The organism is Vibrio sp. 10N.247.311.13 (assembly GCF_041467595.1).
Taxonomy (GTDB): Bacteria; Pseudomonadota; Gammaproteobacteria; order Enterobacterales; family Vibrionaceae; genus Vibrio; species Vibrio crassostreae_C.
On the sequence record NZ_JBFSUX010000003.1, the window covers coordinates 132,187 to 151,490 of the forward strand.

At 46.1% G+C, this 19,304-nt stretch carries 19 protein-coding genes; 15 read left to right on the plus strand and 4 right to left on the minus strand.

Annotated elements, in window-relative coordinates; all coding sequences use genetic code 11:
- Positions 1-139: 139 nt before the first annotated feature.
- The 4 genes from AB6E52_RS02515 (at position 140) to AB6E52_RS02530 (ending at position 3,426) form a co-directional block, all read left to right on the plus strand.
- Positions 140-1,006 (plus strand): transporter substrate-binding domain-containing protein, encoded by an 867-nt coding sequence (locus AB6E52_RS02515; protein ID WP_065584482.1) that lies wholly within the window; start codon positions 140-142, stop codon positions 1,004-1,006.
- Between the two features lie 131 nt (positions 1,007-1,137).
- Entirely contained in the window at positions 1,138-1,776 is a 639-nt protein-coding gene (locus AB6E52_RS02520; RefSeq protein WP_017061227.1) for an amino acid ABC transporter permease, read from the plus strand.
- Positions 1,777-1,913: 137 nt separating this feature from the next.
- Entirely contained in the window at positions 1,914-2,579 is a 666-nt protein-coding gene (locus tag AB6E52_RS02525) for an amino acid ABC transporter permease (protein WP_017061228.1), read from the plus strand.
- Positions 2,572-3,426: an amino acid ABC transporter ATP-binding protein gene (locus tag AB6E52_RS02530; protein ID WP_017065130.1), complete on the plus strand. Its 855-nt coding sequence runs from the start codon at positions 2,572-2,574 to the stop codon at positions 3,424-3,426. The genes AB6E52_RS02525 and AB6E52_RS02530 overlap by 8 nt, the downstream gene beginning before the upstream one ends.
- A 103-nt stretch (positions 3,427-3,529) precedes the next feature.
- On the opposite strand, the gene AB6E52_RS02535 is transcribed toward AB6E52_RS02530, so the two are convergent.
- Complete coding sequence (locus AB6E52_RS02535; RefSeq protein ID WP_102320935.1) at positions 3,530-4,258, minus strand: UTRA domain-containing protein; 729 nt, start codon at positions 4,256-4,258, stop codon at positions 3,530-3,532.
- A 211-nt stretch (positions 4,259-4,469) separates the two neighbouring features.
- Here AB6E52_RS02535 and AB6E52_RS02540 point away from each other — a divergent pair, with 211 nt between their 5' ends.
- The 6 genes from AB6E52_RS02540 (at position 4,470) to AB6E52_RS02565 (ending at position 9,895) form a co-directional block, all read left to right on the plus strand.
- A complete protein-coding gene (locus tag AB6E52_RS02540; protein WP_102320936.1) occupies positions 4,470-5,573 on the plus strand; it encodes an ABC transporter substrate-binding protein in 1,104 nt (367 codons plus the stop codon).
- Between the two features lie 61 nt (positions 5,574-5,634).
- Positions 5,635-6,540, plus strand: a complete 906-nt coding sequence (locus tag AB6E52_RS02545) for an alkaline phosphatase family protein (RefSeq protein ID WP_102320937.1) — start codon at positions 5,635-5,637, stop codon at positions 6,538-6,540.
- Positions 6,537-7,430, plus strand: coding sequence for an ABC transporter permease subunit (locus AB6E52_RS02550; RefSeq protein WP_017067196.1), 894 nt, complete (start codon positions 6,537-6,539; stop codon positions 7,428-7,430). The genes AB6E52_RS02545 and AB6E52_RS02550 overlap by 4 nt, the downstream gene beginning before the upstream one ends.
- Complete coding sequence (locus AB6E52_RS02555; RefSeq protein ID WP_102320938.1) at positions 7,430-8,215, plus strand: ABC transporter permease; 786 nt, start codon at positions 7,430-7,432, stop codon at positions 8,213-8,215. Before AB6E52_RS02550 ends, AB6E52_RS02555 begins: the two co-directional genes overlap by 1 nt.
- Positions 8,215-9,234 (plus strand): ABC transporter ATP-binding protein, encoded by a 1,020-nt coding sequence (locus AB6E52_RS02560; RefSeq protein ID WP_017078395.1) that lies wholly within the window; start codon positions 8,215-8,217, stop codon positions 9,232-9,234. The genes AB6E52_RS02555 and AB6E52_RS02560 overlap by 1 nt, the downstream gene beginning before the upstream one ends.
- Before the next feature lies 1 nt (position 9,235).
- Positions 9,236-9,895: an HAD family phosphatase gene (locus AB6E52_RS02565; protein WP_102320939.1), complete on the plus strand. Its 660-nt coding sequence runs from the start codon at positions 9,236-9,238 to the stop codon at positions 9,893-9,895.
- A 75-nt stretch (positions 9,896-9,970) separates the two neighbouring features.
- Here AB6E52_RS02565 and AB6E52_RS02570 read toward each other — a convergent pair whose 3' ends face one another.
- The 3 genes from AB6E52_RS02570 to AB6E52_RS02580 all read right to left on the minus strand — a co-directional run bounded on the left by AB6E52_RS02570 (position 9,971) and on the right by AB6E52_RS02580 (position 12,537).
- On the minus strand, positions 9,971-10,636 hold the full coding sequence (locus AB6E52_RS02570; protein WP_010432275.1) for a response regulator: 666 nt from the start codon (positions 10,634-10,636) through the stop codon (positions 9,971-9,973).
- The gene (locus tag AB6E52_RS02575) at positions 10,633-12,003 is read right to left on the minus strand and encodes an ATP-binding protein (protein WP_102320940.1); all 1,371 of its coding nucleotides are present in this window, start codon (positions 12,001-12,003) and stop codon (positions 10,633-10,635) included. The genes AB6E52_RS02570 and AB6E52_RS02575 overlap by 4 nt, the downstream gene beginning before the upstream one ends.
- Positions 12,004-12,291: 288 nt before the next feature.
- Positions 12,292-12,537, minus strand: coding sequence for a hypothetical protein (locus tag AB6E52_RS02580; protein ID WP_017072318.1), 246 nt, complete (start codon positions 12,535-12,537; stop codon positions 12,292-12,294).
- A 301-nt stretch (positions 12,538-12,838) separates the two neighbouring features.
- Here AB6E52_RS02580 and AB6E52_RS02585 point away from each other — a divergent pair, with 301 nt between their 5' ends.
- The 5 genes from AB6E52_RS02585 to maiA all read left to right on the plus strand — a co-directional run bounded on the left by AB6E52_RS02585 (position 12,839) and on the right by maiA (position 19,299).
- Complete coding sequence (locus AB6E52_RS02585) at positions 12,839-14,887, plus strand: DUF3466 family protein (RefSeq protein ID WP_102320941.1); 2,049 nt, start codon at positions 12,839-12,841, stop codon at positions 14,885-14,887.
- Positions 14,888-15,324: 437 nt separating this feature from the next.
- Positions 15,325-16,398: a 4-hydroxyphenylpyruvate dioxygenase gene (gene hppD / locus AB6E52_RS02590; protein ID WP_102320942.1), complete on the plus strand. Its 1,074-nt coding sequence runs from the start codon at positions 15,325-15,327 to the stop codon at positions 16,396-16,398.
- Positions 16,391-17,521, plus strand: coding sequence for a homogentisate 1,2-dioxygenase (locus AB6E52_RS02595; protein WP_102320943.1), 1,131 nt, complete (start codon positions 16,391-16,393; stop codon positions 17,519-17,521). The genes hppD and AB6E52_RS02595 overlap by 8 nt, the downstream gene beginning before the upstream one ends.
- Before the next feature lie 12 nt (positions 17,522-17,533).
- Positions 17,534-18,571 (plus strand): fumarylacetoacetate hydrolase family protein, encoded by a 1,038-nt coding sequence (locus AB6E52_RS02600; protein ID WP_102320944.1) that lies wholly within the window; start codon positions 17,534-17,536, stop codon positions 18,569-18,571.
- A gap of 38 nt (positions 18,572-18,609) precedes the next feature.
- Positions 18,610-19,299 (plus strand): maleylacetoacetate isomerase, encoded by a 690-nt coding sequence (maiA, locus tag AB6E52_RS02605; protein ID WP_102320945.1) that lies wholly within the window; start codon positions 18,610-18,612, stop codon positions 19,297-19,299.
- Positions 19,300-19,304 lie beyond the last annotated feature (5 nt).

Here is a 19,304-nt window from a genome sequence, read left to right on the forward strand (position 1 = left end):
CTCTCTCAACCCCGAAAATTACGTTGTCCCAAACTAGAAAATCGTTCTGTCCCAACCTGAAAATTAAATTGGCTCTACGTCTCCGATGCATTCCGTTCATAAAGTAAAGGCAGGCAAATAATCTCGATAAGGAAAGCGTATGAAACAGGGAATGACGATGAAGGCATGGGTTTCAACAGCGGCAGCGACAGTTGTACTGGGTTGTTTTGGAGTCGCACAAGCATCGGAGCTTGCAGCCATCGAAAAGCAAGGCTTCATGAAAGTGGCGACAGAAGACAACTACTCTCCATTCAACTATATCGACCGCGGTAAGCCTGCGGGGATTAACAAAGATTTGCTTGATGAGTTACGTGAATATTCGAAGTTCGATATCGAACAAGAGATCTTACCTTGGACAGGACTACTCGCTTCGGTATCTGCGGGTCAATATGATGTGGCGTTAACTGGCGCGATCATTACCGATGCTCGCTTGAAGGCCTTTGATTTCACTCCACCTATCGCTTCAGCGCAGCATTACTTCTTAACCAGAGCTGACGCGGAAGATATTAATACGGTAGCCGATTTAGATGGAAAAACAGTGGGCTTACAAGCGGGCAGTGCTTTGCTAGAAAGGCTTCCAGAGCTCGAAGTGATGCTCGAAGCACAAGGCAAATCTTTGGGTAAAGTGGTGCAGTATCAATCCTACCCAGAAGCGTATTCCGACTTGGCAATCGGCCGAATAGACTATGTGATCAACAGTGTGGTTTCAGTTAACGAGGTAGTGAAGTCGAAGTCAAAGGTATTCAAAAAAGGCGAAGCAGTCTCTGGCCCAGGTTTCGTTAGCTGGCCAGTTCCTAAAGATAATCCTGAGCTTTTGGCTTACCTAACGGAATTCTTCCTACACCTTGAGCAAACAGGAAAAATGGCAGAGTTGCAGAAGAAGTGGTTCGGTGAATCGTTCGACCAACTCCCTTCAGAAGCCATCACTTCGGTTGAGCAGTATCACAAGCTAACAGCCGTTCAATAGATGAATAAGCATGCGCCGACACAAACAGTTAGCGGCTGTTTGTGTCCATGCCAATGGGTTCAAAGCGGTTTAACCCATGAGTCTTTGGCGCACAATCTATCGAAAGAAGTCGCTGATCAAAGAGGTCGTTTATGGATTATTACGCTTGGGAACAGTTACTACAGGGCGCGTGGGCAACGGCATGGATATCGGCAGTATCGATTGTATTAGGTGTCGTCATCGGCCTAATGATTGCATTAGTTAGAATGATGAAAATCCCGTTTGTGGATCAAATGTTGGGTATCTATGTCAGCTGGGCGCGAGCAACGCCTTTGGTGACACTGGCTCTGTTTATTTTCCTTTCTTTTCCGTCATTTGGCATCAATTTAGATAAACACGTTTCTGCCATTTTAGCTCTCACACTCAATACATCGGCATTCAATGCAGAGATTTGGCGCAACGCCTTTCTTAACTTTTCAAAAGGGCAAATGGAAGCGGCTGAAGCCATTGGTATGAGACGCATCACTTACTTTCGCCGCATCATGTTCCCGCAAATGGTGATCATGAGCCTACCAGCGCTAGTCAATGAGATGTCGTTCTTAATCAAAGGCAGCCCAGCGATTGCGGTGATCGGCATCGTCGACCTAACTCGTGTCACCAATCGAATCTCTGCGGTTACCTATGAACCACTTGGGCCGATTCTATGTGCCGGTGCCATTTACATGTTGATTATTGGCGTGTTGGTGAAGTTGCAAGCGGTGGCTGAAAACCGAGCTACTTATCTGCAGTAGTAAGTGTGGCTATCAGTAATCTACCTCAGTCACAGCTAACAACAACAACCACAGTTTAGCCGTCATGGCTACTTGGTCAGAAACACCATTTACCTGCTTGTGATGCGTTATTGAGCGGGTAAGTTTAAGGAGTAAATATGGAAGAATGGAATATTATCTGGCAACAAAAAGAGCTGTTTGCTTCAGGGTTTGTGACCACATTTTATCTTTTTGTTTCGTCTTCAATCTTGAGTTTCATCATTGGCATCGGTTTGTTGTATTGCCTCGAAAACTCAAAACTTGGTGTGAAGTACACCATCAATAGTTTGATAGGCATGATGCGCACCTTGCCGTTTCTTATCTTAGCGTACCTGCTCTATTACGGGTTGCCGCAGGTTGGTATTCGACTCGATGCGATTACAGCGGGAATCATCGCGCTAAGTCTCTATCACGGTACCTATTTTTGTGAGATTTTCCGAGGTGTTCGTAAAGGATTAGAGCCAGGTTACATCGAAGCGGCGCACGCTTATGGCTTCTCTAAATTCAAAACATTTACCCGAGTTATTACCCCAAATGTGTTGTTTAAGTCGGTTCCACTGATCACGAACCAACTCATCATCTGCTTAAAAGACACTGCGTTTCTTAGCATCATCACCGTCGCAGAAATTACCGCGGCCGCCAACAGCATTCAATCAACGTACTTCATCCCATTGAATGCGTTCATCATTGCTATCGCGCTCTACTGGGCCGTGAGTATTGCACTTGAAACCATCACCAAACGAATCCAAACCAAAGTTGAACTTAGAGGGCTTAGCCATGCTTAAACAATCAGAGATTATTGAAACGGAAGCACCGATTAACCCTTCTTTGGGCGTGAATTTGGAAGTGATTGAGTGCGAACCACTATTGGAAGAACGAGAGACGATCATCAAGGTTGAAAACCTGTCGAAACAGTTTGATGGCATCGAAGTACTGCGAGACATCAACCTCAACATCAACAAAGGCGATGTGGTGAGTATTCTCGGCTCGTCAGGTTCGGGGAAATCGACGCTACTGCGTTGCATGAACTGGTTAGAGCAGCCAGAGCGCGGCACGATTTTTATGGGTGATGAGCGTATTGGTATCAACTCTGAAACGGGTAAGCCACTCAAATACAAAGAGTTGGCGAAACTTCGAGAGCGTCTTGGAATGGTTTTCCAAAGCTTCAACTTATGGCCGCATCTCACCGTGTTGCAAAACGTCATGGAAGCGCTGGTTCATGTTAAGAAGATAGCGAAATCAGACGCCGAGGAGATGGCTCGTAAGCAACTCGACAAGGTTGGGATGTCACACAAACTAGAGAGTTACCCAAGCATGTTATCGGGTGGGCAAAAGCAACGTGTCGCGATTGCCAGAGCTCTCGCGATGGAACCGGATGTATTGCTGTTTGATGAGCCAACCTCCGCGCTCGACCCTGAATTGGTCGAAGAGGTGTTACTGGTAATGAAGAAGCTATCGCAAGAGGGTTACACCATGGTGGTGGTGACTCATGAGATGGAATTCGCGCGTCAGGTGTCGGATCAGGTGGTATTCCTTGAGAAGGGCATCTTGATTGAGAAATCCAACCCTGAGAAGTTCTTCACTAACCCAGATTCAACAAGGGTAAGGAAGTTCCTCAAGCTTGATTCATGAGCTAGATGATTCGCGCACCTTAATGTTTGATTGTTAAAAAACTCCGACTGAATCAGTCGGAGTTTTTGTATTTGTGTTGCTACCGCATTAAGAGGATGTGGTACTAGCCAATGCTATCAATGTGGATCACTACTGAGTCTGGTCGCCAGTATTCCAGTTCGCAGTCCATCAACTCGCCATCTTGCTTGTAGTTCACACGGCAGATCTTCAGCACCGGTTGACCCTCAGCCAAATTTAATGCCTTGGCGACATGCGCAGGGGCAGAGGTGGGTATCACATCAAAGCGCGATCGTTTGGTCTCGTAGCCGTATTTTTCTCGGTAGATGCCTGTCAGCGACATGGTGAGGTTTTCTGACAACACCTTCTCAAACAACGGCGCTTTTAAGACGTTTTCAACAAACAGCACCGCTCTGCCATCAATAAAGCGTAATCGCTCAATCACGTGTATTGGCGTTATCTGCTCTATCTCTAATGCTTTGGCGTAATCGCCTGTCGCCATCTCTGTACGGGTGCTGAGCAGTCTGGTTTCTGCTATGCGGTGTTGTTCGCGGATCATTTGATGAAAGTGAGAACGTGACAATGGGTTATAGCGAACACGTTCGGGTGACACATACCAGCCACGGCGCTCTTCTCGGTATATCAAACCTTCGGTTTCCAGAGACACCAACGCATCTTTGAGCGTGATTCGTGTGGTGGAAAACAGTTCGCTAAGGTTTCTTTCTGATGGCAGTTTTTGCCCTTCAATGAAGATACCTGATTGAAGCTGCTCTCGAATACTCGCCTTAATTCTTCCTAACTGTGTCCCTGACTGCCCGGTGCCCAATGTTCTCATTACTGATCTAGTCCATAAGTTCGTGTGCTTAATAAGGTAAACCATGGAGTTAACAGGAATGTGACAGTAAACAATGGCTTATTGTCATATGAGTGAAATATAACTGCCACGTAAATGCACTCGAACTGTCAAATAACTTACGGCAAACCGTCACATTCCGGCTATAGCATACAAAACGAACTTACTGACCTAGTCCAGAAGGATAGAGACAATGAAAACTTTGCTTAGCCGTTCTACTGTATCGCCAGCTAAATTAATCGGTTCACCTGCAAAATTAATCGGCGCAACGCTAATAACGGCAACACTTTCAATGCCAGCGATGGCGAAGGATGCTGATCTTGAGTCACTGATTGAAGCCGCTCAAAAAGAGGGTGCGGTTTACAGTGTAGGTATGCCAGACAGTTGGGCAAACTGGAAAGGCACATGGACTGATCTGAAAGCAAACTACGGTTTGAAGCATCAGGATACAGACATGAGCTCGGCTCAAGAGATCTCGAAATTTGAAGCAGAGAAAAGAAACGCAACTGCAGATATCGGTGATGTTGGTTTCGCCTTTGCACGTGTCGCTGTGCAGAAAGACGTAACGCAGCCATACAAGCCAACGACTTGGGATGACATTCCAGATTGGGCGAAAGACAAAGATGGTCACTGGGCTCTGGCTTACACAGGTACTATCTCGTTCATTTCAAACAGTAATCTTGTTGAAGATGCCCCAAAATCTTGGAGTGACCTACTAGAAGGCGACTACAAAGTCACTGTTGGTGACGTAGGCGTAGCAGCACAAGCAAACAACGCGATTCTAGCGGCTGCATTTGCTAACGGTGGTGATGAGTCGAACCTAAAACCAGCGATTAAATTCTTTGGTGAACTAGCGAAGCAAGGCCGTCTATCTTACACAGATCCAAGCATCGCTAACCTTGAAAAAGGCGAAGTGGAAGTGGCAATCATGTGGGATTTCAACGCACTGAATTACCGCGACAAGATTGACCGTGAGCGCTTTACCGTCAGCATTCCACAAGATGGCTCAGTGATTTCTGGTTACACCACCATCATTAACAAATACGCACAAAACCCGAACGCGGCGAAGTTGGCTCGTGAATACATCTTCAGCGACCAAGGCCAAATCAACCTAGCAGAAGGTTACGCACGTCCAATCCGTAGCAACGTTACGCTACCTCAATCAGTACAAGACAAGCTGATCTCGAACGAGCAATACAGCAACGTTCATCCCGTCACTGACTTCTCAGCATGGGAAAAATCAGCACGTCGTCTGCCGCGCCAATGGCAAGAAAGCGTATTGATTCACCAGCAGTAATCCCGCTTAACACACCACCTGTAACGGGTGGCTTATAGAAACAAGCAACAGAGAATAGACCATGAGCAATAAGGTTATCCTTGTTGTTCTAGATGGACTGAATTATCAGGTAGCCCGTGATTGCATGGGTTACCTGAACGGTCTTCTAGAGCAAAGTGATATGTATGAGAAACAGGGCGATTCGTACAATAACCAAGGCGATTTGCACAATAAACAGAGCAACTTGCAAAGCATGAGCACGCAAAAAAACAAGCTGCGCACCACGCTTTACCCTGTGCAGTGTGAGCTGCCATCTATGTCCCGTCCACTGTATGAGTGCATTTTAACTGGGGTTCGCCCTGTCGAGAGTGGCATCGTCAACAATCAAATCGTGCGTTTATCGAATCACGAGTCGGTATTTAGCTTGGCGAAGTCGCAGAACAAAGTGACGGCTGCAGCGGCATATCATTGGGTGAGCGAGTTATATAACCGAGCGCCATTTGATGCAGTACGTGACCGTTTCACCAACGATGAAACCATGAACATCCAACACGGTTGTTTCTACCACTGGGACCACTACCCAGATGAAGCCTTGTTCTTGGATGCTGAGCACCTGCGCGTCACTCATCAGCCTGATTTCTTATTGATTCACCCAATGAACATTGACGACATGGGACATAAGCACGGGCTGGATTCTCGCCAGTACCGTAATAGTGCTCGTGGCGCGGATATCTACCTATCGAACTACCTTGAGAAATGGGTAGATGATGGTTATCAAGTGATCATCACCAGTGACCATGGCATGAACAATGACCTGTCTCATGGTGGCATTCTGCCTGAAGAGCGTGAAGTGCCTTTCTTTGTGATTGGCGATAAGTTTACACACCAAGCTTGTGCAGTGAAACAGACCGACATCTGCGGCAGCGTGTGTCAGCTACTCAACTTAGATCACGATAAATCTTACACTCAGGAATTGTTGGCCCTATGAGCAGTTCTGTAATCACGCAGAGCGATGGCTCTGCGCTTAAACCCAAAACCAAATCTTTGTTTCAACGCTTCAAGCCCGCTTTGTGGCTTGCGCCTTTCGCATTGTTTTTCTATCTGTTCCAACTGGCACCTATGGTTTGGGTGCTGATCAACAGCTTCTTCTATGACGACGAACTCTCTCTCGAAAACTACGCTGAAGTGTTCGATTCTGCCTTTATGATGCAGGCTTTTGGCAACAGTTTATGGTTGTCGATTTGGTCGAGCATTGTTGGCTTAGCGATTGCGACTCTGCTCGTTTCTTCACTGCGCCGCGTTGATTCTAAAATCCGCGATGCGGTGATTGCTTTCACCAACATGAGCAGTAATTTTTCTGGCGTTCCGTTGTCTTTCGCTTTCATCATCATCCTTGGGACCAACGGTGCGATTACCTTGTTGCTCAAGCAGTATGGATTGCTGGGTGATTTCGACCTTTACGGCAAGTGGGGCTTGCTGGCGATTTACATCTACTTCCAGATCCCATTGGCGGTGTTGTTGCTCTATCCAGCGTTTGATGCTCTGAGTGACGACTGGCAAGCCGCTTCTGCATTGCTTGGCGCGAAAACTTGGCAATACTGGACCAAAATAGCGCTGCCAGTGCTGTCTCCTGCCTTGTTTGGCACCTTTATCATCTTGATTGCCAATGCGATTGGCGCGTATGCGAGCGTGTATGCGTTGACCTCAGGCAACTACAACGTGATTACGATTCGAATTGCGAGCTTGGTATCGGGCGACCTGTTCCTAGAACCCAACCTAGCTGCCGCAATTTCTGTGATTCTGATGGCGATGCTGGCCTTCATCACCGTGATTAACCAATGGCTGATCAGCAAAAGCTACGCAGGGAAGAGAAAGTAATGAATACCGTAAATACTCGCTTTCATAAAACGGTTGTCTATTCGATTGTCGGCGTCATGGTGATCCCGATCTTAGCGACCTTTATCTACTCGATCTCTTCTCGATGGGGCGCGACGATCCTGCCGGATGGCTTCACGTTAGATTGGTATATCAACCTGCTGACCGATCCTCGCTTCTTACAAGCCTTTGGTCGTTCGCTATTTATCTGTGTGGCGGCGCTGTCATTGAGTGTGGTGTTGGTTCTGCCTGCGATTTTCGTGGTGTTTTACTATTTTCCGAAGCTCGACAAGGTGATGAATATCCTGATCTTATTGCCATTTGCTGTGCCACCTGTGGTGTCGTCGGTTGGCTTGCTTCAGTTGTATGCCGATAGCGAAATATCACTGATTGGCACACCGTGGATCTTGATTGGTACTTATTTCACCATCGCGCTGCCATTCATGTACCGCGCGATTGCCAACAGCTTTGAAGCGATCAACCTGCAAGACTTGATGGACGCGGCACACCTGCTCGGCGCGAGTACTACTAAAGCATTCTTGTTGATTATTCTGCCAAACCTTAAGAAAGGCTTAATGGCATCACTGTTCTTGTCGTTCTCGTTCCTATTGGGCGAGTTCGTGTTTGCCAATATCTTGGTGGGTACACGTTACGAGACACTGCAAATCTACCTATACAACATGCGTCAAACCAGCGGCCACTTCACGTCAGCCCTTGTGATGACGTACTTCCTGTTTATTTTCTTACTGACTTGGTTGGCAAGTCGTTTCAGCCAGGGAACAAAATAATGAGCTATGTAAATGCAAAAAACCTCACCAAGAGCTTTGGTGACAACACGGTGTTTGAAGATATTGAATTTTCCATCGAGAAGGGCGAATTCATTACTCTGCTTGGCCCAAGTGGCTGTGGTAAATCGACTCTACTGCGCAGCTTGGCTGGCCTGAATCCTGTTGATGGTGGCGAGATCTGGGTCAACGGTGAAGAGATTACTCACCAAGTGCCGCAACAACGTGGCATCGGCATGGTGTTTCAATCTTATGCGCTGTTCCCGAACATGACGGTTGAAGGCAATATTGCGTTTGGCCTCAAGATGAAAAAGCTTGCTGCTGACGAGATTAAACGTGAAGTGGCGAAAGTGATTGGACTGGTGGACTTAACGGGTAAAGAGAAATTCTACCCGCATCAGCTTTCGGGAGGTCAGCGTCAGCGTGTTGCCTTGGCAAGAGCCTTGGTGGTCAAGCCGCGTATTCTATTGCTCGATGAGCCACTTTCGGCGTTGGATGCGAAGATCCGTAAACACCTTCGCCAACAGATTCGAGATATTCAAAAAGAGATGAACCTGACCACGATCTTCGTGACTCACGATCAAGAAGAAGCGATGATCATGTCTGACCGCATCTTCTTGATGAATAAAGGTGAGATCGTACAAGCCGGCACACCCGAAGAGATCTACACTCAACCTGCTAATGAGTTTGTTGCTGGGTTCATGGGGCACTACAATCTGGTGCAAGCGAACAAAGCCAAGCAACTTTTCAATATTGAAACAGAGTGGAAAGTGGCGATTCGCCCTGAATCTATCTACGTGAAAGAGCAAGGCCGACAGTATGGCGAGCATATCTCTGCGCCGAAAACGGGCACAATTCGTAACCACCAGCTCTTGGGTAATGTGATTCGCTACCAAGTGGACGTCGATGAATGTGAATTAACTGTCGATTTACTTAACCGTTCCTCTGAGCGACTGTTGGCAAACGGCAGCCAACTTGAACTCCTGTTTAACCTTAACGAAATTCAACCTGTGAGAGCCTAAGATGTTCAAACCTTTGTATGTATTTGATATGGACGAAACGCTGATCAATGCCGATGCAGCGATGCTCTGGAATGAGTTCTTGGTTGAAAAGGGCATTGCCACTGCGCCCAACTTTATTGATGAAGATAAACGCTTAATGGGCCTGTATTCGGAAGGCAAACTGAACATGGAAGATTACCTCACGTTTTCCATGCAGCCATTAGCCGATATGCCAACAGAGCAAGTCACCGCCTTGGTGGAAGAGTGTGTTGAACAGCATATTTTGCCTAAACAGTTCAAGCAGTCGAAACCTTTGATTGAGCAGTTAGAGCGTGACGATATCGACATGTTGATCATCTCAGCCAGCGTCACTTTCTTAGTAGAAGCGGTCGGCCGTAAGATTGGTATCGAGAATGCACTCGGTATTGATTTGATTGAAAACCAAGGTCGTTTCACGTCTCAAATATCAGGCGTACCAAGCTATCGTGAAGGCAAAGTGACGCGTTTAAAAGAGTGGTTAGACAATCAAGAAACCAATTACTCAGATATCCACTTTTATACGGATTCAATCAACGACTTACCTTTGTGTGAACATGCCGATTTTGCCTATCTGGTGAACCCATGTCCGCGTTTAAAAGCGTTAGCCGATCAACTGAACTGGTCGATTCTCAACTGGGATTAACGCTGATCTCATCTTTGAATTATGTTCGCTTTAGAACGAAAAAAGCCGCTGATGAAAGCGGCTTTATGATTCGTATTATTCTATTTCTAGTTTGTAACCTATCCCGTAAATGGATTTGATGTAGTCACATTTTTCATTTATCGAGACCATTTTTTTGCGTAAGTTTTTAATATGGCTATCGATAGTGCGATCACTGACCACTCTTCTATCGTCGTAGATTTTATCAATCAATTGATCGCGACTATAAATGCGGCCAACATTTTGATAAAGAAGGTGCAAAAGCCGAAACTCAGCTGGCGTTAAACTTAGCTTAATACCACATAGGACGGCGGTCATACTCAATTCATCAATATCAATGGCGTTCGTTGCTGACGTGGCTTGGGGCTTGTTGGAACGGCGCAAAATATTTTTCACCCTCACGACTACTTCTCTCGGGCTGTACGGCTTACATATATAATCATCTGCACCCAATTCAAGCCCAACGAGTCGATCGATCTCTTCGACCTTGGCTGTCGCCATAACCACTGGGATGTCACTGAACGTTCTCAGCTCTCGATAAATATCCAACCCGTCTCTATTGGGTAGCATGAGGTCGAGAATAATGAGTTTAGGCGATGCTTGCTTTACCCAGTCAATGACAAGGTTACCATCGATAATATGATGACTTTCAAGGCCAGAGTGCTCTAAGTACTCACACAGTACACTTGCTAATGCAGGCTCATCTTCGACGACTAAGATCACGATTTTATTTCCTTTGGTAACGCTATGATGATTCGTAGTCCACCCAATTCTGAGTGGTCGGCAGTAATGTGTCCTTGGTGCGCTTCAACGATATTTTTACAGATAGATAAGCCAAGCCCAGAACCGCCACTTGAGCGACTGCGCGATTTATCAACGCGGTAAAGCCTCTCAAACAAACGCGGAAGTGATGCATCAGGTACACCTGGATCACTGTCTTCAACGTTGATAATAATACTATCACTAATGTCGGTAACATCTATCGATACATGCCCATTATCGCTAGTGTATCGTGCGCTATTTTCCAACAGATTCACAAACAGTTGTGTCAGTAATCTCTCATCACACGAGGTAAACAGTGGCGCCGAATGGTCATAGTGCTTTGTTAATGTGATGTTTTTTTGTTCTAAACGGATCGAGTTTTGAACGATCACAGAATCAATCAGTTTATGTATATCAACGTTGTTTTTAACATTGAGGTTAAATCCGATGTCATACAGGGAGAGTTGGTGAAGATCCTCAACGAGTTGACCCAGTGTGATGATTTGTTGATGTAACGAGTCGATGTATTTTGGTTCAGGTGATCGGATACCGTCTTGTAGCGCTTCTAGTTCACTTCTAAGCACGGTGATAGGCGTTCTAAGTTCATGTGAAATATCTGATAACCACTGTTCTCTAAGTGTTTTCTGTTTTCTTAGTGTCTCGACAACACCGTTGAATATTCCGATGAGATCAGACAATTCATCATTGCCGCTTTTTTTAATGTAGAAATCGAGATCGCCATTTTCGATAGATTTGGCACCTTTCGACAAAGCACGCAATGGTTTCAAAAATCGCCTAACAAGAAACAAAGAGATAAGGAATGAAAGCAACACGGTAATCGATGCGATAGTGCTTACATGCGTCGTTTGTTGTTTGAAAAAGCTTTCTGCTAAAGGCCCTGATATTTCATCCATCTGGACGATGGAGATATACCCAATAACTTGATCATCCCGTGTTATTTCGACTAGCGCTTGATGCTGACCATCTTCAAGGTGATGTAGGTTTTCAGGCGGTCCAATTATGGCTCGCCCGTCTTGATCTAAAATGTTGAGTCGTTGCCAAATAGGTTGAAGGCCTGGCGATTCCGGCTCTCTTAATGGTGGTGGCGATGGGTGTCTGTCACGAGGATGTGGTCGTGAGGGGCCGCCAATGCTACTGGCGATTAAATGTGGTTCACGCTCTAGCCGCCTCCATTTTTCGGAAGGTGAGTAATATTGCTTTAAGTTATTGGCGAGTTCTTGAGCTAGGGCAATCTCATTATTATTTGTGAAATCTTGGAGCCCTCTTTGAAAACTGGAGTTAATAAAATAGGTCAGTACAAAGAGCATGGTCACGCACACCATTAGTATTGAAACAAACAGTTTGGTGAAAATTGATATGCGCACGTTCTCTCCAGAAATTAAAGTGAATTAAGACGATAGAGTGAGTTAAGACAATAAAATGAGATAAACCAATATTAGCCCTCGATCGTGTGGGAAATATGGACATTGATTTCTTTATTCATCTTAGGCCATGTATAAGCACTCTTTTGTTAGAAATGAATAGCGAGCTGACAGGGTGCTATACCCCATCAGCTCGCATTGAATTATCACTATTTTAGGATAACCCTCTAACCATTATTGACGTCTTGGTGGTGGTGGCGGAACTTCCTCTTCCGATAGACCACCGCTTCCATCTGCGTCTAGTTTATCAAAGTCATCGGCGAGTGGACCTCTGAGCTCTTCTAATTGTAATTCGCCATCACCGTTTGCATCCATTTCTTCAAAGCTTGGCATTTCTCTTGGGCCTTCACGGCTTTCAGCACACGCTTGAAGCGCGAATGTCGATGTCAGTAAAAGTAATGCTGTCGTGATTTTGTTCATAATTTAATTCCTATTCGTAACCAAATATAAGTGTATTTCTTTGACGCAAATAGGTTAGCGATCAAATTAGCAGAGAAAATGGATAAATCTAGGAGATGAAAGTTAGCGTTTAACTTTAATAGGGCATCAGATCATCAGCCCATCAAGTCAGGTTGTTTAAACCTCCATTGTTTCTACATAGTTTCCACATTTTCTATTTTTATCCTAGTCCACTATTGAACTCATGAATTTAATGCCTTTAGCAATAAAGGCAGAAAGCTATCGTTGGTATTGAAATGGATTATTTTTTAGGAGCCGTAGAATGAAGGCAATGGTAAAAAAATCAGTCGTTGTCTCTTCTACGTTGTTGGTTGCTTCTTATAGTAACGCTGCGCTTTATAGGGTGGTTTTGGAGGAATCACCAGTAGAAACTGAATCGGTGTATGGGGTCGCAGTTGAACCAGAGCTTGGTACAACGGATTGCTTTAGTACCAGTTGTGGTGACACCGACTACGCATTCGCAGGGGAAGCTCAAAATGCAGAACCAGGTTTTTCCTTTAAAGAGGAGGTCCCCTTTGGTATCGATAACACGTTCTACTATTTGGATTATGACGATATCTATAGCTACTGCACGAGCGAACTTGGCTACGCGACTTGTGAAGCTTGGAGTTCTTTATTGTGGTATGGCGATGATGATGCGGGCATTGGAGGCTTGAAAAATGAGCGTGATGCGTATTACGGGCTGAGCTATCAGACCAATTTCACGGCTTTTTATGATTCTTCTTCGCTAAGCGAGATCCCAGATGTTGGCAGCAACCCACCTGATGTGAGCAGTTATAGTTATTCCTTTGTTGATGGAACAGAGGAGAAGGTCATCACTAAAGTTGACGAGAATGGTTTTGTTCTTGGTAACACCAGCAGTGGTTACTACAGTTATAACAACCAATATATTCAGTTGTATAGGCAGCGTGGTTACTACGATACAGGCACTGAATTTACGGTTCTCCAACCTGAAGCCGATACCAGCATTACGATCAGCGATGCTGACGGCGAAGCGAATATAATATCCCAAATGGGAAGAACGATGGCTTTTGACTCTTTCAGTTATGGAGGGGAAAGCTATGTGGTCGGAAGCGCGTCCGTTGCGACTTTTTATTACAGTGATGGATACAAAGATTATGACTCTCCGTACACATCCGACAGTGATGCTGAGGATCTAGATAATTGTATCGATGAAGATATTGAGCCTGCTTTATATCCAGAGTGTCAGAACTTTGCTTTTGCTAATCGAGCTTTTGTCTGGAATATAACCGATGCGAATGGTCCCAATGATGATGGAAACCGTTTTGCAGTATCCGATTGGGAAACCAGTTTGACCTATTACTCTTACAACGATGATGAAGCTTCAGCACAAGCGAGTGTGAGGGCTGCAACGATTTCGTCTAGAGGGACATATAGCTCTTATCCTGTTTTAGTTGGTTACAATACGGAACTAGATGATTCAGATAACTTTCTTATGCAGGCTGCTGTGTTTAGGCCAAGCAGTACGTCAAATTTCAGCGTTTCGGAAAATGCTTGGACGACTACATTTATCGCTAATGCGACGGTAGAAGTGAGTGATTCATACATTCACAGTAATTCTGTCGCAACAGACATTAATGAAAACATGATGGTTATTGGTTATGCAAAACGAGATGGTGATTATCCGTCGGATCGTGTGTCTGATAATCGTATGTTCGTCGCTGATGCGAATGACACAACGCCAACAGCCACATTCTTCGCAAGTTTAGGTGAAGACATTTTCTTTGACAGTGCAGAGGGAAAAGCAAGTGAGATCAACAGCTACAATGAAATCGTTGGCTATGTTGACGCCGAAACTCACGCTGAAGTAGACGGACATGAAAGAAGGCATCGCGGCTTCATTTTCCCTTATAACGACACTGGTACCGATGCTGATAGACGTGCAAGATATAATGATCAAGCTTGGTGGTTAGACGACCTAACTAACGGTGGTGACGACAGTGATGCCAACAACCACTTTAGAATATTGGACGCAACCGACATTAATGACGCGGGTGTTATCTCAGGGACGGCAATACAATGTTTTGCGAGTGAAAGTAGCTCCTCTTCTATGGCTTATGATTCAACCGCACACTTTGCTTATTGTAATGATGGAGTAGGTGACGAGAGGGTAGTGGCTGTAAAACTTATCCCGATATCTGGAGCAACAAGTGAAGACATTGCTGAAAGAAGTGATGATAGCGCTGAAGATGTTGAACGTAGTGGTGCCGGTACCGGGCTATTGGTGCTTATCAGTTTAATGTCCGTGCTTTCAGTTCGCTTGAAAAAGTCTCGTTCTGTGATTGCCTAAATTGATGATGGGCTCACGAGAGAAACAACCTCTATTTGACCGTCAACCATTAAAGTAATGGGTTAGGTTTGATACTTCGTCCCATAAGAATACCGCTGGGATATGAAGCTTTTTAAAAGAGCATCACCTGTTTTGTGATGCTCTTTTTACGTTCAACATACACTTATCTCTTTCTGCTTTAGCCAAAAAAATCAATTGTAACAATTAAGTAACATCTCTTGCTTTGCTGTAAATCAAACCACCACTCTTCAATCCCTTGATAGCACTCACTTTGTTGTTGTGAGGGTTTGTGTGTAACAAATATTTTACAATTTGACGTGTTTTTAGCGTTATTGCCCATTTCCTTCGATGCATTCCAATCTTTCCGCTTGTGGGCCAAATTTAATTAAGGACAAAAAACACGTAATACAAAACCAATAGGTACAAGGAGAAAGTTCATGGTGGATACATACAACCCGCTTGGCACGGATGGATTCGAGTTTGTTGAATACACGGCCGTTGACCACAAGGGAATTGAGCAACTTAAAGCACTGTTTGTGTCACTTGGTTTTGCTGAGGTCGCCAAGCATCGCTCAAAAGAGGCTTGGCTGTATCGACAAGGTGACATCAACTTCATCGTTAATGAACAACCGCACAGCCAAGCGGAAGCGTTCGCTAAAGTGCATGGGCCATCGGTCTGTGGCATGGCTTTTCGTGTCAACGAAGCGACAGCTGCAATGGAACAAGCGTTTAAGGGCGGCGGTGAAGAGTACAAAACAGAAATAGGGCCGATGGAGCTGAGTATTCCTGCCATTTACGGCATCGGTGAAAGCCTGCTCTATTTTGTGGATCGTTATGGCAAGCAGAGCATCTATGACGTCGATTTCCGATTCTATGACGATGCGGAACAGCGCATGGCCGAAGCCAATGTTGGCTTGTATGAAATCGACCATCTCACGCACAACGTGAAACAAGGCAATATGGATGTTTGGTCTGGGTTTTATGAGCGCATCGGTAACTTCCGCGAGATTCGCTACTTCGACATTGAAGGCAAGCTGACAGGCCTTGTGAGCAGAGCCATGACCTCGCCATGTGGCAAAATCCGCATCCCTATCAATGAGTCTTCAGACGACAAATCACAAATCGAAGAGTTCATTCGTGAATACAACGGCGAAGGTATCCAACACATCGCACTTGCTACGGATGATATCTACAAAACGGTGAAAACCTTGCGTGATCGCGGCATGGACTTTATGCCAACCCCAGACACCTATTATGAGAAAGTTGACGATCGTGTGAAGGGCCACGGTGAAGACACCGATCTGCTACGTGACCTACGTGTGCTGATTGATGGTGCGCCGACTAAAGACGGCATCTTGCTGCAAATTTTCACGCAGACAGTAATCGGGCCTGTGTTCTTTGAAATCATTCAGCGTAAAGGCAACGAAGGTTTTGGCGAAGGCAACTTCAAGGTGCTGTTTGAATCGATTGAAGAGGACCAGATTCGTCGAGGAGTATTAGACGATGCATAAATGGATCTCGTTTCCTCATCGGGAGGGGGTGTGTTCTAAACAAGCGCATGCCGACTTCCCTGAAGAGGCAATCTATGAGCGAGAGGCGGGTCGAAGTGGTTTCTTCGGCCCTGCCGCTCACTTCCATCACCAACATGCCCCAACAGGTTGGTCGGAGTGGGAAGGTGATTTACGCCCTCGCGCTTTTGATTTTACGCTGGTGGAAAAAGCCAGCCAGATAACCCCTTGGGCGGTGCCTCATCTTTTGCACAACGCTGACTGCAAAATCCGAGTGTGGCGCATGGACGAGAAGATGGATTTCTTGGTGCGTAATTCCGATGGTGATGAGCTGTTGTTTATTCACCAAGGCAGTGCAAATCTCTATTGCGACTATGGTCATTTAGAAGTGAGTGAAGGGGATTACGTGATGATCCCGCGCTCAACCAACTGGCGCTTGGAGCCAAGGGAGCCGATGTTCATCTTGATGATAGAGAACACAGACGCGGCTTACTCCCTGCCAGAGAAAGGCATGGTCGGCAATCACGCGGTGTTTGATCCGGCGGTTCTTGATATCCCGTCGATCAACGACCAGTTTCGCGCTCAGTACTCCGAAGAACAAACCCAAGTTCAGGTGAAACGCCACGACAAAGCCAGTGTGATCACCTATCCGTTCAATCCATTGGATGCAATTGGCTGGCATGGCGACTTAGCCGTGGTCAAAGTGAATTGGCGTGATATTAGACCGTTGATGTCACATCGCTACCATTTGCCACCGTCTGCACACACGACCTTTGTTGGCGCAGGCTTTGTGGTGTGCACCTTTGTACCACGTCCGATTGAGAGCGACCCTGGGGCGTTGAAAGTGCCGTTCTACCACAACAATGATGATTACGACGAAGTGCTTTTCTATCACGCAGGGGACTTCTTCAGCCGCGATAATATTGAAGCGGGCATGGTGACCTTCCACCCTGCGGGCTTCACTCATGGACCTCACCCGAAAGCCTTTAAGGCTGGGCAAGCGTATAAGAAAAAGTTCACCGATGAAGTGGCGGTGATGATCGATACTCGCCATGCACTGCAGTTCTCTGACGAACTTGATAGCGTTGAGAACAAAGAATATGTCTACAGTTGGCAAGAGAAGTAAGGGGCAACAAGGATGAAATTAGCAACCAAGAAAAATGGTACTCGCGATGGCCTATTGATGGTCGTGAGTAAAGATCTCAAACAGTGCGTGCCAGCGACGGAGATTTTCCACGCAATGCATCTTGCACCCACCATGCAGGTAGCCTTGGATAACTGGGACAGCGTTGCTCCTCAGTTAGAAGAGTTATACACCTCGCTCAATAACGGGCATGTGACTGGCAGTGAAGTGTTTGCCACTCAGTATTGTGAATCACCATTGCCACGCGCTTATCAATGGGCTGATGGCAGCGCTTATGTAAACCACGTTGAACTGGTGCGTAAGGCGCGTGGTGCTGAAATGCCAGAAAGCTTCTGGGTCGATCCATTAATGTATCAAGGCGGCTCAGATGCCTTTATTGGTCCACGTGACAATATTGAATTTGCCAGTGATGAATGGGGTATCGATTTCGAGGGTGAAGTCGCGGTTGTCACCGGAGATGTGCCAATGGGTGCTAGTGCTAAGCAAGCGCACGATTCGATTCGTCTGCTGATGTTGGTGAACGATGTGTCGCTGCGTGGCTTGATTCCAGCAGAGCTCGCCAAGGGCTTTGGTTTCTTCCAGTCTAAGCCCTCTTCAGCGTTTTCCCCGGTTGCCGTTACGCCTGATGAGCTAGGTGAACAGTGGAAAGGCAGTAAGGTACACCTGCCACTGACTTCAACCTACAATGACCAGCCTTTTGGTTGTCCGAATGCGGGCGTCGATATGACTTTCAATTTTGCCGAACTAGTTGTGCATGCTGCGAAGACTCGTCCACTGTCGGCTGGTGCGATCATTGGCTCTGGCACGGTTTCCAACAAGCAAGGCACTGACCACGGCACCTCAATTGCCGAGGGCGGCGTGGGCTATTCATGCATTGCCGAGGTGCGCATGATAGAGACGATTCGCGATGGCAAACCGTCGACTCAATTCATGTCGTTTGGTGACTCGATCAAGCTTGAGATGTTTGATGAAGCGGGTGACTCGATCTTTGGCGCGATTGACCAAAAAGTCAGTCAATATCGAGCGTTATAGCCCATATTATAAAGATTCAGCTCAAGCGAGATCATTGTATGAATCAGAACATGACACTTTACGGTTACTGGCGCTCTTCGGCTGCCTATCGGGTGCGTATTGGATTGAACCTAAAGCAACTCGACTATGAGTCTAAATCGGTGCATTTGGTGCGTAATGGCGGCGAGCAGCATGATCCACATTATCGTGAGCTCAACGCCAGTGAGTTAGTGCCTGTGCTGGTGGATGGTGAAGTTAAACTCAATCAGTCGCTGACTATTTTGCAATATTTGGATGAAAGCTATTTATGTGAGAGCAGCCCAGACTCATTGTTGATTCCCGAGCAAACACCATTGCGCTATCAAGCGTTGGCAATGGCTCAGGATATTGCGATAGAAATTCACCCTCTGAACAACCTGCGCGTGTTGCAGTATTTGGAGCGGGAATTGTCGTGCGAGCAAGAGGCGAGAATGGACTGGCTTCATCATTGGATGAACCAAGGTTTCCGTGCTCTAGAAGAGAAACTGGCAAAGCACAGAAAAGCACACGGTGATTCGGTTTATAGCCTCACCGATTCACCATGCATTGTCGATATTTGCTTGGTGCCACAGGTGTATAATGCGCTGCGCTTTGGCGTTGATATGTCGCCTTATCCGCTGATTAACTCAATTGTCGAAGCGTGCAATCAGTTACCTGCTTTTATTGAGGCGATGCCAGAGAATCAAGCGGATGCGAATGATTCCATGTAGATTCA

Coding starts and splice junctions, on each gene's coding strand:
- AB6E52_RS02515 (WP_065584482.1), top strand. CDS start 140: ATGAAACAGGGAATGACGATGAAGGCATGGGTTTCAACAGCGGCAGCG.
- AB6E52_RS02520 (WP_017061227.1), top strand. CDS start 1,138: ATGGATTATTACGCTTGGGAACAGTTACTACAGGGCGCGTGGGCAACG.
- AB6E52_RS02525 (WP_017061228.1), top strand. CDS start 1,914: ATGGAAGAATGGAATATTATCTGGCAACAAAAAGAGCTGTTTGCTTCA.
- AB6E52_RS02530 (WP_017065130.1), top strand. CDS start 2,572: ATGCTTAAACAATCAGAGATTATTGAAACGGAAGCACCGATTAACCCT.
- AB6E52_RS02535 (WP_102320935.1), bottom strand. CDS start 4,258: ATGAGAACATTGGGCACCGGGCAGTCAGGGACACAGTTAGGAAGAATT.
- AB6E52_RS02540 (WP_102320936.1), top strand. CDS start 4,470: ATGAAAACTTTGCTTAGCCGTTCTACTGTATCGCCAGCTAAATTAATC.
- AB6E52_RS02545 (WP_102320937.1), top strand. CDS start 5,635: ATGAGCAATAAGGTTATCCTTGTTGTTCTAGATGGACTGAATTATCAG.
- AB6E52_RS02550 (WP_017067196.1), top strand. CDS start 6,537: ATGAGCAGTTCTGTAATCACGCAGAGCGATGGCTCTGCGCTTAAACCC.
- AB6E52_RS02555 (WP_102320938.1), top strand. CDS start 7,430: ATGAATACCGTAAATACTCGCTTTCATAAAACGGTTGTCTATTCGATT.
- AB6E52_RS02560 (WP_017078395.1), top strand. CDS start 8,215: ATGAGCTATGTAAATGCAAAAAACCTCACCAAGAGCTTTGGTGACAAC.
- AB6E52_RS02565 (WP_102320939.1), top strand. CDS start 9,236: ATGTTCAAACCTTTGTATGTATTTGATATGGACGAAACGCTGATCAAT.
- AB6E52_RS02575 (WP_102320940.1), bottom strand. CDS start 12,003: ATGCTCTTTGTACTGACCTATTTTATTAACTCCAGTTTTCAAAGAGGG.
- AB6E52_RS02580 (WP_017072318.1), bottom strand. CDS start 12,537: ATGAACAAAATCACGACAGCATTACTTTTACTGACATCGACATTCGCG.
- AB6E52_RS02585 (WP_102320941.1), top strand. CDS start 12,839: ATGAAGGCAATGGTAAAAAAATCAGTCGTTGTCTCTTCTACGTTGTTG.
- hppD (WP_102320942.1), top strand. CDS start 15,325: ATGGTGGATACATACAACCCGCTTGGCACGGATGGATTCGAGTTTGTT.
- AB6E52_RS02595 (WP_102320943.1), top strand. CDS start 16,391: ATGCATAAATGGATCTCGTTTCCTCATCGGGAGGGGGTGTGTTCTAAA.
- AB6E52_RS02600 (WP_102320944.1), top strand. CDS start 17,534: ATGAAATTAGCAACCAAGAAAAATGGTACTCGCGATGGCCTATTGATG.
- maiA (WP_102320945.1), top strand. CDS start 18,610: ATGAATCAGAACATGACACTTTACGGTTACTGGCGCTCTTCGGCTGCC.